This window comes from Chryseobacterium sp. JM1 (assembly GCF_000737715.1).
GTDB lineage: Bacteria > Bacteroidota > Bacteroidia > Flavobacteriales > Weeksellaceae > Chryseobacterium.
Genome location: NZ_JPRN01000007.1, coordinates 188,761 through 200,569 on the forward strand (window position 1 = coordinate 188,761; position 11,809 = coordinate 200,569).

Genomic DNA, 11,809 nt, shown 5'->3' on the forward strand with positions numbered 1-11,809 from the left:
CTTGCGTTGTCTGACAAAGTTTATAATAAAACTTCCTTAAAAAAGAGATCCCTCTTATATGTCCTCCTGTAAAATATCCAAAATTCCGGAAACCTGAGACTCTTTATCCGCGAAATATAATTTCAATTCCTGATAAACAAATTCTTTAATTTCAGTTTGAACTTTTGGAGTTCCTAACTTCCATCTTGTTGCACCTAAGTAGGTTAACTCACCTCTTACTGAAGCATAAAGACAAAGATGTTTTTGAAGTTTTACAGTTCTAATACTTAATTTCAGGTTTCTTTTTGAAGATTCTTCATTTAAAAATTTCCTAAGACCTTGAAAAATACCATCCAGTAATGAGCCTCCTAAAACTGTTTCTTTATAGTTCGCATATATTTTTAATTTAGGTTTTACCCAATAACTACTTACAAATGCCAGCGCCAGTGAATAGGAAAACTCCGTCTTTTTCTCAAAGTTCAGTTTAAAAACTGATGAATAGTAAGAAAAACTTTTCTCCAATTCGTAATCAATTATTTCAGACAAACCTTTTGGGTAATGGAAAATATTAATTTGTTTTTCAGTTTTGGACTGATCGATGCTTTTAATTTTTAACTGACTGTTTAAAAATGAAAATCGTCTCAATAAATTATTGAGTAAATCATAATTTAAAATTACATCTTGAAAAATTTCTTTATCTGGTATAAATTCAATTTTTATTCTATTGAAGTCAGCATTCTTAACATCTTCTAAAAATTCGGGATTTCCTTTTTCAGATCTAAAAGTATGTACACCATTAATTTCAATCCTTGTATATTTAGATAAAGCAACAATTCCTGCCAGTGATAAATAAAATTTTTCGTTTTTATAATCATGAAGATGTTTCAAAGCATCTAAAAAAGGGAGAAAAGTTTTGGTACCAGAACCTTCTATTATTAATTGATTCTTCTTTTTGAGTAAAAAAGTTATCTCATAGATACCAGATTTTATAAAATCTTCAATCAAATAACTTAGCAATTCCTGATAACCGTAGTGATTTAAAGCACCGATATACATTCCTGGACGTTTTCTGATATGCTCTAAAATATTAAGTTTTTCAATCATAATTTAAATTCGAAATAAACTTAAATATAAGATTTTAAAGCCAAATTATTCACTTCTAATTATGCCTTTTGAAGGCACCAATGCAAGATCTTCGCGATATTTTTCGCATCATCTACACCTCTGTGATGCGTACCTTCCAGCTTGAGATTCAGTTCACCTAAAGCTCTGCTCATGCCTACACTTTTTCTTACCGTAGGATGCAGCTGCCCGAACAATGTTTTTACATTGATATGGTCATTGCTCAACGGATAATCCACATTGAATCTTCTGGCCTGGTTTTGCAGCATATTCAGGTCATAGTTGCCATAGCTCGCCCATGTCAGGTTCTCAGAATCGTATTCTGCCCTCAGGATATCCAGAGCGTCTTCCAGCATGATGCCTTCATCATCCAGCATATTTTGTGTAATGGAAGTCAGTTCCGTACAGAAAGGACTCACCTTCGAGTACTGTGGTTTCACTAAAATGCCTTCATTTTTGGAGATCTTGCCGGTTGCTGCATTCATGATGCATACTCCAATTTCGATGATCTCGCTTTCCTGGCCTCTCGGCGGTCTGTCGTCCCAGCAGGTGGCTTCAAGATCTATAATTAATATATTTTCTGTTGTTTTCATTTGTTTAAAATTTTAATGTTGTAAAAGAGGGAAGATGGCTTTTGGCTTTTGGCCTATAGCTTCCGTCTTTACTATTTACTCCAAAATCTTCCGTAAAATTTTGGCAGCATTGTAAGCATCGTCTGCTCCGCTGTGGTGGTTGCCTTCAAAATCTATTTTCAGGTAGTCCAGAGCTCTTTTCAGGCCAATCATTTTGTGGAGTCTGAAATGTTCTCTGAATTCTTCCATCACATTCAGATATTGTCCGCCAAAAGGAATCTCTATTCCAAGCCAGTCGCACTGCTCGAAAATCTGTTCCTTGTCGAAGTTTCCAAAACCTGCCCAGGTAAGGTCTGAAGAATGATATTCATCCAGAATCTTTTCGCTGGCCTCTTCAAAATAGATTCCTTTTTCGTCAATAAGCTGCGGCGTGATTCCGGTCAGTTTTGTACAGAATTCATTGATTTCTGATCTTTCCGGAATGACATAAATGCTCTGTTTTTGGGAAATGGCCTTTGATTTTAAATCCAGCTTGCAAATCCCTATTTCTATAATATCGACTTTCTCGCCAATGGGAATTCTGTCATTTTCCCAACAGGTAGCTTCCAGATCGATGATTAATATTTCGTTTGTTGTGTTCATTTCTTTTGTAAAATGTATAAAGTATTGAAGTACAATGTAAAAAGTATGAAGTCTAGAGGTATTACAATGGCCGGCCACTCATTACTCATTACTCATTACTCATTACTCATTCTTTATAGTCCTCTGTCTCCAAACGGTGGTGTCCATTTTTTTCGCTTCATCAATTCTTTGACTTCCTCGTAAGAAATCGGGTAGAAATCGTGACAGTCTACTCCCACGTCGAAGCTAAGGGCCATCTCGTCATCGGGTAAAGTTCCGTGTGAATGGCCGTAGAGCTGCCAGACTCCGCGGTGTGAACCGTTCCAGGTACGCATGGCGTAATGCAGGAGGATAATTTTCTGCTTGCCGTTGCTGTTTTCCGATTCATCAATTTTCAATTCATGATAATCTCTCACGGATTCAAATCGTTTGGGGTATGTGAGCGCGGCATCTTCGTGGTTTCCTCTGATCAAATGGATATTGCCGTTTAGTCTGTCGAGGATTTCTTTGGTGAAATCCGGTTTTCCTAAACTGATATCGCCAAGGTGGTAGACGGTATCATTGGTACCGATTCTTTCATTCCATCTTTTGATCAGTTCTTCATTCATATGGTCCAGGGACTCGAATGGTCTCTCTGAAAATTTTATAATATTGGCGTGACCGAAATGGTGGTCCGCTGTAAAAAATATATTAGGTTTCATTTTTTTAATAATTTGTTTGTTTAATTTTTACTACATCTTTTTTAACCACGGATTTCACAGATCCACACAGATGATTGTGGATATTTGTGGAGATCATTAGTGGTATTTGTGTTAAAAAAAATACCGTTTTCTTAACCACAGATTTCACAGATTTACACAGATGATTGTGGATATTTGTGGAGATTATTAGTGGTATTTGTGTTAAAAAAAGACCGTTTTCTTAACCACAGATTTCACAGATTTGCACAGATGATTGTGCTTATTTGTGGTTTCATTTGTGGTATTTGTGTTTAAGAAAATCAATTCTTTTGTAGTTCAAATTTTTAATTAATTTTCGCGAAATGCTTTATTAAAAGCAGTTTTAATTTCAATAACATCAGTTTCCGTATATCTTCTTGAAAAGTGAATAGGAACGGCTTCTTTCACCTGACAGTCTTTCATGATCTTTCCTGATGCAGAAGCAAAACTGTGATAATTCAGCTTCGCAAATTCCTGATCAGAATCTTTATAAAAACTCTCGATATACACGAGATCTGCCTCGCTGAACACCGCTTTTATCTTTTCATAATTTTCCTGATCTGCCGCATGATCCATGATTACCCCAAGCCTGTAGCCTTGATTTCTCGTCAGTAAATGAAACAGATCAGATGCTTTGTAAACGGTTCCTTCAATCTCAATTTCCTTATCTTCATCATTATTTTCAAAAGCCGTTTTCAGTTCGCTGATCCATTTGCCTTTTCTGAAACCGGAAGCCTCTTCATGAAAGGTCACTGAATCTTTTTCTTTGAACAGATATGCAATGGAATCTGTTTTATGATCAAGAATGGCCAACTCTACTTTTACCTGATCATCTTCAAAAAGGAAATTCTGCGTTTGTATCAGTTCCAGATTCCAGTGCGGTGGACGGAGGATATACACATTAATTTCTTCATGGGAAATAATTTCGCGGATCTCATATTCAATGGCCTTTTCATCGATCAGGTTCCATGTGTAAGATTTTAACCTCGCTTCAATCTGGTGATGGATATTTTTCGGTCCGCAAATCACAACTCTTTCTCCGCTACCAATCTGATGTCTGAAAATTCCGTCAAAATTAGAAAAATGATCAATGTGTGTATGGCTGATAAACACCGCTGAAACCGACTGTATTTCTTTTACCGTCAGCTGGCTGGCTTCACCGCAGTCACACAAATAATGTTTTCCTGTATTTGCAATTTTTATTAATATACTGACGTCTTCTCTCAAAAGACTTTTTATCTCTGCCTGTATCATTGTATTAGTTTTTAAACATAAAAAAGTTCCGGTAAAAATATACCGAAACTAAACTTTAAGAGTCATAAACTCTTCTTTTATAAAATCAATCACTAAAGTATTCAACTTTTTATTGATTCTTTTCTGTTCGTCTTTTTCCACTGAGGTGAAAGCATCCGGAAAATCTTTTCCAAAGTCTTCCAAAATATCCTGAGCAAAAAGACCTATGATCTTGCCTATCATTTTGGGTTCAAATTCTCCCACTTTACTCACCACATTATGCAATCTGTTGACTGTAGCGTACCTTTGAATTTCTTCCCAGATATTCAGAGCATTTTCTGAAAAATCTGCCGGTTTCTGAGTTTCTTTACGGTCCTTTTTCACCATTTTAGATCTTTCGACCCACTTATCATTCTTGTTTTTAAGAATAACTCTTGCGCCGTTTCCAAAATATCTGGTTTTCAAAGTTTTGACAATCGTTCCTTCACACATATTGTTCTCCATTTCGGGTAGGCCAAGCCAAGCCGGAATTTTAGAGTCAAATACATTCGGGAACCTCAAAGCATCTTCCAAACCACCCTGGAATAAAACCTTTGCGTAGAAAAATCCGGTTTCCTCAAAAATCTGATTCACCACATCCGTGTCCAAATAAGTAGTACCGTTCAACTTAATATCGAATGCGTAGAATTCGTTATGAGCTGCGTATTCAATACCTTTTTGTACTTTGATGGCCTCTTTTACGGGTTCTACTTCTGTATGTTTGTAGCCACCTCCGAACAGTTCACCGTAGATCACTACCATTTCCAATTCCGGATGAATGGTTTTCACTTTTTGGAACAAATCAATTACATTTTTTCTGTAACGTTCTAAAATAAGGTGTGCGTTGTAGAATTTTTCATCCTTTTCAATAAAGGCGGTTCTCTTCGCGATTTTAATTTCCTTTCCATCGGTAAAGAAAGAGAAATTAGCACCGTGAACCTTTTCCTGCACGATGAAAATCTCATCCCCAAAACCCTGCAACCTGATCTGATCGATCACACGGGTTTGGTAAGCGTTTTCTATAGAGTTATATGTTTTGAAAATCATTTTTTTTAATTTTTAATAGTTTCTGATTCATTACTTTTCATTTGAGTAAGGTGTCGCTGAGCGTGAAGTGAAAGGAAATAAATGTACTCATACACATTGATTTTCCCCAGTCCATTCACTGTCATGGTCGTTTTACAGAGGAGACCTTCGCCGTTTTTCATCAGGTCTAAATAACTTAAACACTGATGATACTGCTGACTCATTAAATTCCTGATTTCACTCAGACTTAACTCTCCTTTCGGCTCCATATGTTCCGGTCTTATCCATTCAAAAGCACCGTACTCCCCTACTTTCTCAAATTTTTTATTATCGAAACTGTAGTTTTTTATTTCGGAATTCAGATCAAGCTCAAGATAATTCCGCATTGCTTTTTTTGATCCTTTTTCAATGAGAATGAGCAAATAAAAGTTGGTCAGATAAATATGTTCCAAAATCTGTTGACCCGTCCAGCCTCCATTGGCAGGCAGAGCATTCACTGTTTTTTCATCTTTTTCAAACCACTTGTCCACCTCATCAAAACTGAGTTTCAAATGCGTTTTTATATCCTGAATTAATCTAAAAATATCCATTACAATTTTTATCGTTTTCCAAAAGGCTTGGAATATTTCCCTTCCTTTCGATCAATCATCTTCATCTTCTTTCTTTCAGTAATCTTTGATATTTTGATTATGCAAAGTAAAAAAGTAAGAACGCAATCTTTTTGCGCTGATCTGAAAATGTTGATTACAGTTGTTTAAAATTTTCCAAAAGGCTTAGAATATTCTTCTTTCCCACCGGATTCATGGAATGACAGTAGAATTTTGGGAGATCCAAATAGTTATCCATACAATATTCTACCAGCCATTTGGCACAATCGTAGCCTGTTTTTTCAGTGTACTCTTCAGCATTGGGCTTCAGATAATGTACATCTGCCAGGTCATGGTCAAAAGAAATGAATTCCGGAAGTCCTTTTTCCATAATTCTGTTGACAAACTGCTCGTAATTGCGAACAATATGCCAGTCTTTTCTGAGGAAAATATCCTGTTTGGTATAATGATACGCCTCAATCGGGTATCTTATATCATCCAGAAATAATAATCTTTTGGTGATTTCCATCCTGTTATTTTTTAAGCCCGAAAGCCTTTGAATACAATTTTTATTTATTAAACCATCATATCAGCACAATTGGTGCTTGCGAATGCGTAAGGTTTTGCTTTAAACACATAGCCCATTCCCAGAATATAGCCCATAGCATCTTTCAATGCTGCATTTGACTTAAAATCAGGGTCGGTATTAATGTCTGCGTGTACCTCCATTTCCACACCATAAGCATCCAGAACGGCACAGATCGCGTAAGCAATTTCTACGGATCTGTTGACCTCGTTCAGCATCCGTTCTTTGATACTGATCTTCTGTATTTTTCTGTCTTTTCTGATAAAGGTAAACGCTCCTTTTCCCTCCCGTACAAATACTACTGCCGTAGCATAGCTGATCGCTTCGCCGTACACGTGGGAATCTGAGCCCACACATACTTTCAGGCGGTGACCGCTAGCCTGTTCGCGGATGATGGCTTCTTCTACCAGCTGTGTAATAGATTTTTGGAAAAAATTTCCTTTCATATTCTGCCATACTTCTTGTTGCGTTTCCATTTTTTTACATGTTTTAAATTCTGTTTTATATTAATTTGTCTATTGTTAATTGTCAATTTTATAAAATTCACTTACGAAGTAAAATTCATCATTGACGATTCACTTTTGCACTCCGAACCGGACTCGAACCGATACCATCAGTTTTGGAGACTGAGATGCTACCATTACACTATCAGAGTAGTTTTTTGTTGATTCATCAGGACTCGAACCTGAACAACAAGAGTCAGAGTCTTGTGTGCTAAACCATTACACTATGAATCATTTTTTGTGGATCAAAACCGAATTGAACGGTTCCCTTTTGCTTTTCAGACAAATGTGCAGACCTTCTACACCACTGATCCCTGTTTATATATAATGAGTAATTGGTAATGAGCAATGAGTAATCCCGACATAGTCCTATTGGCATTTATCATTCATTAATTATTAACCATCATTTATGTTTTGTACAGAAAAAGGGATTCGAACCCTCAATATCTTGATCCTAAATCAAGCGCGTCTGCCAGTTCCGCCATTTCTGCAGGTTTTATAAGTAATGAGTAATTTTAAAAAATTGACTTATTGACCATTCACAATTGATTACTCATTACTTATAAATTTGTGAATGATCGGATCAATTTTATCTCCTCGATCTGAACTTTCATGGTATTATTATTCACAATTGATTTTTGACCATTCACATTGTACTCCATAAGGGAATCGAACCCTTATCATCTGCTCGAAAGGCAGGCGTCCTAACCGTTAGACGAATGGAGCGTTTTAAACCAACTGACCAGGAATCGAACCTGAACAACAAGAGTACTTTTCCTGCATGCTGCCGTTACATTATCAGCGGTTTTTGTGGAAGCGGTAGGATTCGAACCTACTCAGCAATAAAGCAACAGATTTACAGTCTGCCCCGGCTCTCCAACTCCGGCTAGCTTCCAGTATGATGAGTAATAAGCGATTAGTAATGAGTAATCAGCAATTTCTAACTTCTAAATTCTAATCTCTAACTTCTAACCTCTATTTGAAGAAAAACAAAGCCTGTCTTAATTTTTTGTTTGATATAAGAACTTCTGCGCCTGACAAACTTTTATTTTTTCTTCTGAACTAACTAAATTTTATAAATGATGAGTGATAATTGATCGGTAATCCTGTAAAGACCACTCACTTCTAATTTCTAATCTCTAACTTCTAACCTCTATGTGAAGAAAAACAAAGCCTGTCTTAATTTTTAGTTTGATATAAGAACTTCTTCGCTCGACAAACTTTTACTTTTTCTCCGGAACTAATCTCATTTTAGTTATTTGAGATGGTTATGGGATTGTTCATAACCATTTTATTTTTTTTATTGAATTCACGAATGTTTCACATTTTAAACCCACTCAGCTTACGCAACGGTTTTGCACACCGCCCCGACTCTTCCACTTCGGCGAACCATCAGATGTGATTATAAATGATAATTGATGGTTGATGGTTGATAGTTGATAGTTGATAGTTGATAATGAGTATACATTCCCCTAATTTCTAACATCTAGCTTCTAATAAAAAAAGAAAAAGGCTGTCGGTATTTTCCATATTTGGCGTAAAGATCTTCTGCTCTTGACATACCTTATTTCTTCTCTTTTGAAACAATTAACATTTAGTTATCTGCGATTCCGGAAAGATTCGAACTTTCAACTTCCGGTTTAACAGACCGGCGCTCTACCATTGAGCTACGAAATCTTTTTTTTTATGTGAATGGTGAATAGTCAATCCGTTTTACTGACAATTTTTTAAAAATTCCCTTGCGAAGCAAAATTCACCATTGACCATTCACTTCTTCCCTCTGGCAAAACTTGTCTGGAAAGCAAGATTCGAACTTGCGACCTCCCGCATCCAAGACGGGTAAACAACCACCGTTATCTTTCCAGTTTTTAAGGTTCGGTTTCCAATTTCTTTTCCGGGAGACAGCCGGAGCTAAAATTTTCTTTGAACCTTTGCGGTCTATGCGGGAATCGAACCCGCAATGCCCAAGAGACAGTCGGGCAGGTTAGCCGTTACCTCAATAGACCTTTTTGTAATTCTGAGAGGAATCGAACCTCTAACCTTCGGTTTAGAAAACCAACGCTCTATCCGATTGAGCTACAGAATTAATAGTTGATAAATGATAATTATTCGTCATGTTCTAACTTCTAATTTCTAACATCTAATCTCTAAATTCTATCGTAATCCCAGAAGGAATTGAACCTTCAACCCCCGGTTTAAAAGACCGGTGCTCTGACCAATTGAGCTATGAGATTGTTTTTTTATGTGAATGGTCAATTATCAATAGTGAATTAAAAATTGACAAGCAAAGCAAATTGACAATTGACCATTCACAGTAAACACGATTCACCATTCCTATTTACTTTGGGGATCTTCGGGGATCGAACCCTGTTCTCCGGTTCCACAGACCGGCGCTTTACCAAATAAGCTAAAGAAACCATAAAAAAAGCACCTCTTTTCGGGAGGTGCTGTATATATTTTGACGTGTCAGATCACTGAGACCTACGTATATAAGCACCTTTTATCAATAAATTCACTATCCAGAATACATGTATATCCTTTCGGCTCCTGTCCGTCTAGTCCTGAATACTGATTAGATATGTTATGTAATTGTTTCATTATATTCTTGTTATTTAAAAAGTTTTTGAATCCTGAAAACCTGTTGCTTTCAATTTTCGGTTGCAAAGTAAGTATGAAATTTTTTAATCTGCAAATTTATTTTTCAATTAAATATTTGATAATCAATAAGTTATATATCGTTTTCAGCATAAAGAATAACCGTCCACAATATCCTGCGGATCTCTTAAATACCTAAATGACTGTCTCTCATCGGGTTACTTATCACTCTTATTTATCGTATTAAATTGACATTGTTAATTAAAAAATTTTTGTTTTTACGGTTATTTTTTTTCATTCTAAATAATTTATGGCCTAAAACACAAGAAACGCCTCGAGTTATCGAGGCGTTTCTGTGGTATTTTGTTTAAATTCTTACGGGTTTATTGTAAATAATTTTCAAAGCAAGCACATTTCGCCTCATTCCATATCATCCATTCGTATCCGAATAATCCTTTTATTGAAGGGCTATCGCATAGATTTACATTGATATGTGCTCTTTGTAGTGTCATAATTTTATGGCGCAAAGATAGGAAAAATTGTTTTTCAGCAATGAAAATAATACTTTTGTTCACTGAGCAGGGGGATAGTTTAACTGGAAAAACACTACACTGATAACGTGAAAATGGAGGTTCGAACCCTTCTCCCCCACAAAATTGTATTATGGACCCATATCCATTCAGTACCGAAGAATGGGAAGCCTGTTTAAAAGTTCTGGAAGCTCTTCAGGCCGACCCTCTGAATAATCCGGACAACCAGCGTTTCAAAACCCTGATCTCTTCTATCCGGAAAAAAGCCAGGAAGAATATCCAAAAGAATCTGGATGATTATCTCACTTCGTCTAAGAATAATGAAGATTCAGATCTCGAAATTCTTAAAAAGTCGGCTATCGTAAAGCTAGCTTTAGAAAACCGGACTCTATATTCTCATACAGAAGAGGAAACATCATTTTCCTCCATTCAAAAACCTCAACTGTGCTATTGCTGTCATCAGCCTTATCACGACATTCATTTTTTCTATCATAAGCTTTGTCCAACTTGTGCAGATGAAAATTATAAAAACAGAAGCCTTACATATGATCTCAACGGGCAAACGGTTATCATTACCGGCGGAAGGGTGAAAATAGGATACGCTGCTACTCTACAGTTTTTAAGAAGCGGTGCGAAAGTTATTGCTACCTCGAGGTTTCCTGCTCTTGGGTTTGAGCAGTTCCGGAAAGAAAAAGATTACGAACAGTGGAAAGACCGGATTTTTCTCTATGGTCTCGATCTCAGAAACATCAGATCAGTTCATGAATTTACAGAATACTGTTATCAGAATTTTGAAAGTATTGAAATCCTGGTGAATAATGCGGCTCAAACTATTAAATATCCTGCTGATTATTATCAACCTCTCCTGGCCAAAGAACAGCTTCTTTTATCATCATATGCTGAAAATAGAAACTTAATAGGAAATGGAACACCTATAAGTAATGATAAGAGTGAGTTTTTACCATTATCTCATGAAAATTTTGATGTAATTCCTGCCAACAGGTTTGGACAGCCAAAAGATCTCAGAAATAAAAACAGCTGGAATTCTGTGATGGATGAAATTGGGACCGAAGAACTTCTGGAAGTAAATCTTATTAATCATATTTCTCCCTATCTGTTAATCTCTGCGTTAAAACCTTTAATGAAGAAAAGTTATGCAGAAAGAAGACATATTATCAATGTCACCTCTACCGAAGGACAGTTCAGTTATAAAAGTAAAAATGAGTTTCATCCGCACACCAATATGACCAAAGCGGCTCTCAATATGCTTACCAAAACCTCAGCACCGGATTTTGTGAAGGATAATATATTTATGAATGCAGTAGATGTCGGCTGGATTTCTACAGGAGCAGCAGAAAGCAAAAGAGAAAAGCTGTTTGAAAAGACCAGAATACCACCGCTAGATCCTGTGGATGGTGCCATGAGAATCTTTCACCCCATCTTGCAGATCAATAAAGGAGATTTGAATCTTTACGGAAAGCTTTTAAAGAATTATAAGGAGACCGGATGGTAAAAGGCGGTGGCTTCGAGTCCCTCCTTTAGATTAGCAGAGGATAAAAGTTATTAACTTTAGAGAAAGAGAAAGCATTTAATTAAACTAAGAGTGCCTCCGAATAAGATTCATGGGCTGATAAAGAATTAAATGCTTTATTCATTTAAAACTCAAATAGAAATACGGGATTAAGGCCCATTATAAG

General features: G+C 36.4%; 10 protein-coding genes and 12 tRNA genes. 2 read left to right on the plus strand and 20 right to left on the minus strand.

Annotated elements, in window-relative coordinates; genetic code table 11:
- Positions 1-54: 54 nt before the first annotated feature.
- The 20 genes from IW22_RS13955 to IW22_RS14035 form a co-directional block, all read right to left on the minus strand.
- On the minus strand, positions 55-1,083 hold the full coding sequence (locus IW22_RS13955; RefSeq protein ID WP_034727392.1) for a hypothetical protein: 1,029 nt from the start codon (positions 1,081-1,083) through the stop codon (positions 55-57).
- 59 nt (positions 1,084-1,142) lie between these two features.
- Positions 1,143-1,694: a 3'-5' exonuclease gene (locus IW22_RS13960; protein WP_034727395.1), complete on the minus strand. Its 552-nt coding sequence runs from the start codon at positions 1,692-1,694 to the stop codon at positions 1,143-1,145.
- 75 nt (positions 1,695-1,769) lie between these two features.
- On the minus strand, positions 1,770-2,315 hold the full coding sequence (locus IW22_RS13965; RefSeq protein ID WP_034727397.1) for a 3'-5' exonuclease: 546 nt from the start codon (positions 2,313-2,315) through the stop codon (positions 1,770-1,772).
- Between the two features lie 113 nt (positions 2,316-2,428).
- Positions 2,429-2,995, minus strand: a complete 567-nt coding sequence (locus IW22_RS13970; RefSeq protein ID WP_034727400.1) for a metallophosphoesterase family protein — start codon at positions 2,993-2,995, stop codon at positions 2,429-2,431.
- Between the two features lie 327 nt (positions 2,996-3,322).
- Positions 3,323-4,267: an MBL fold metallo-hydrolase gene (locus IW22_RS13975; protein WP_034727403.1), complete on the minus strand. Its 945-nt coding sequence runs from the start codon at positions 4,265-4,267 to the stop codon at positions 3,323-3,325.
- 48 nt (positions 4,268-4,315) lie between these two features.
- The gene (locus IW22_RS13980; RefSeq protein ID WP_034727405.1) at positions 4,316-5,332 is read right to left on the minus strand and encodes an RNA ligase, Rnl2 family; all 1,017 of its coding nucleotides are present in this window, start codon (positions 5,330-5,332) and stop codon (positions 4,316-4,318) included.
- A gap of 5 nt (positions 5,333-5,337) precedes the next feature.
- Positions 5,338-5,901, minus strand: coding sequence for a DinB family protein (locus IW22_RS13985; RefSeq protein ID WP_034727406.1), 564 nt, complete (start codon positions 5,899-5,901; stop codon positions 5,338-5,340).
- 154 nt (positions 5,902-6,055) lie between these two features.
- Positions 6,056-6,427 carry a cyclic-phosphate processing receiver domain-containing protein gene (locus IW22_RS13990; protein WP_081873954.1) on the minus strand — a complete coding sequence of 124 codons (372 nt, stop codon included), beginning with the start codon at positions 6,425-6,427 and terminating at the stop codon, positions 6,056-6,058.
- 47 nt (positions 6,428-6,474) lie between these two features.
- Entirely contained in the window at positions 6,475-6,960 is a 486-nt protein-coding gene (locus tag IW22_RS13995) for a ribonuclease H-like YkuK family protein (protein ID WP_034727407.1), read from the minus strand.
- Positions 6,961-7,068: 108 nt separating this feature from the next.
- Positions 7,069-7,139: transfer RNA gene (locus tag IW22_RS14000), tRNA-Trp, on the minus strand.
- 9 nt (positions 7,140-7,148) lie between these two features.
- A tRNA-Gln gene (locus IW22_RS14005) sits at positions 7,149-7,221 on the minus strand.
- A 7-nt stretch (positions 7,222-7,228) separates the two neighbouring features.
- Positions 7,229-7,301: transfer RNA gene (locus IW22_RS14010), tRNA-Phe, on the minus strand.
- 103 nt (positions 7,302-7,404) lie between these two features.
- Positions 7,405-7,478: transfer RNA gene (locus tag IW22_RS14015), tRNA-Leu, on the minus strand.
- Positions 7,479-7,641: 163 nt separating this feature from the next.
- Positions 7,642-7,713 (minus strand) — tRNA-Glu (locus IW22_RS14020).
- Positions 7,714-7,798: 85 nt separating this feature from the next.
- A tRNA-Tyr gene (locus tag IW22_RS24410) sits at positions 7,799-7,882 on the minus strand.
- A gap of 710 nt (positions 7,883-8,592) precedes the next feature.
- Positions 8,593-8,664 (minus strand) — tRNA-Asn (locus IW22_RS14025).
- Between the two features lie 116 nt (positions 8,665-8,780).
- Positions 8,781-8,852: transfer RNA gene (locus IW22_RS24415), tRNA-Pro, on the minus strand.
- Positions 8,853-8,921: 69 nt separating this feature from the next.
- Positions 8,922-8,993 (minus strand) — tRNA-Asp (locus IW22_RS24420).
- A 6-nt stretch (positions 8,994-8,999) separates the two neighbouring features.
- Positions 9,000-9,073: transfer RNA gene (locus IW22_RS14030), tRNA-Arg, on the minus strand.
- A gap of 74 nt (positions 9,074-9,147) precedes the next feature.
- Positions 9,148-9,221, minus strand: a tRNA-Lys gene (locus IW22_RS14035).
- 942 nt (positions 9,222-10,163) lie between these two features.
- Between IW22_RS14035 and IW22_RS14045 the strand changes: the two genes are divergently transcribed.
- Positions 10,164-10,233: transfer RNA gene (locus IW22_RS14045), tRNA-Ile, on the plus strand.
- A gap of 12 nt (positions 10,234-10,245) precedes the next feature.
- Positions 10,246-11,625, plus strand: a complete 1,380-nt coding sequence (locus IW22_RS14050; protein ID WP_034727409.1) for an SDR family NAD(P)-dependent oxidoreductase — start codon at positions 10,246-10,248, stop codon at positions 11,623-11,625.
- Positions 11,626-11,809 lie beyond the last annotated feature (184 nt).

Coding starts and splice junctions, on each gene's coding strand:
- IW22_RS13980 (WP_034727405.1), bottom strand. CDS start 5,332: ATGATTTTCAAAACATATAACTCTATAGAAAACGCTTACCAAACCCGT.
- IW22_RS13960 (WP_034727395.1), bottom strand. CDS start 1,694: ATGAAAACAACAGAAAATATATTAATTATAGATCTTGAAGCCACCTGC.
- IW22_RS13970 (WP_034727400.1), bottom strand. CDS start 2,995: ATGAAACCTAATATATTTTTTACAGCGGACCACCATTTCGGTCACGCC.
- IW22_RS14050 (WP_034727409.1), top strand. CDS start 10,246: ATGGACCCATATCCATTCAGTACCGAAGAATGGGAAGCCTGTTTAAAA.
- IW22_RS13955 (WP_034727392.1), bottom strand. CDS start 1,083: ATGATTGAAAAACTTAATATTTTAGAGCATATCAGAAAACGTCCAGGA.
- IW22_RS13995 (WP_034727407.1), bottom strand. CDS start 6,960: ATGGAAACGCAACAAGAAGTATGGCAGAATATGAAAGGAAATTTTTTC.
- IW22_RS13990 (WP_081873954.1), bottom strand. CDS start 6,427: ATGGAAATCACCAAAAGATTATTATTTCTGGATGATATAAGATACCCG.
- IW22_RS13975 (WP_034727403.1), bottom strand. CDS start 4,267: ATGATACAGGCAGAGATAAAAAGTCTTTTGAGAGAAGACGTCAGTATA.
- IW22_RS13985 (WP_034727406.1), bottom strand. CDS start 5,901: ATGGATATTTTTAGATTAATTCAGGATATAAAAACGCATTTGAAACTC.
- IW22_RS13965 (WP_034727397.1), bottom strand. CDS start 2,315: ATGAACACAACAAACGAAATATTAATCATCGATCTGGAAGCTACCTGT.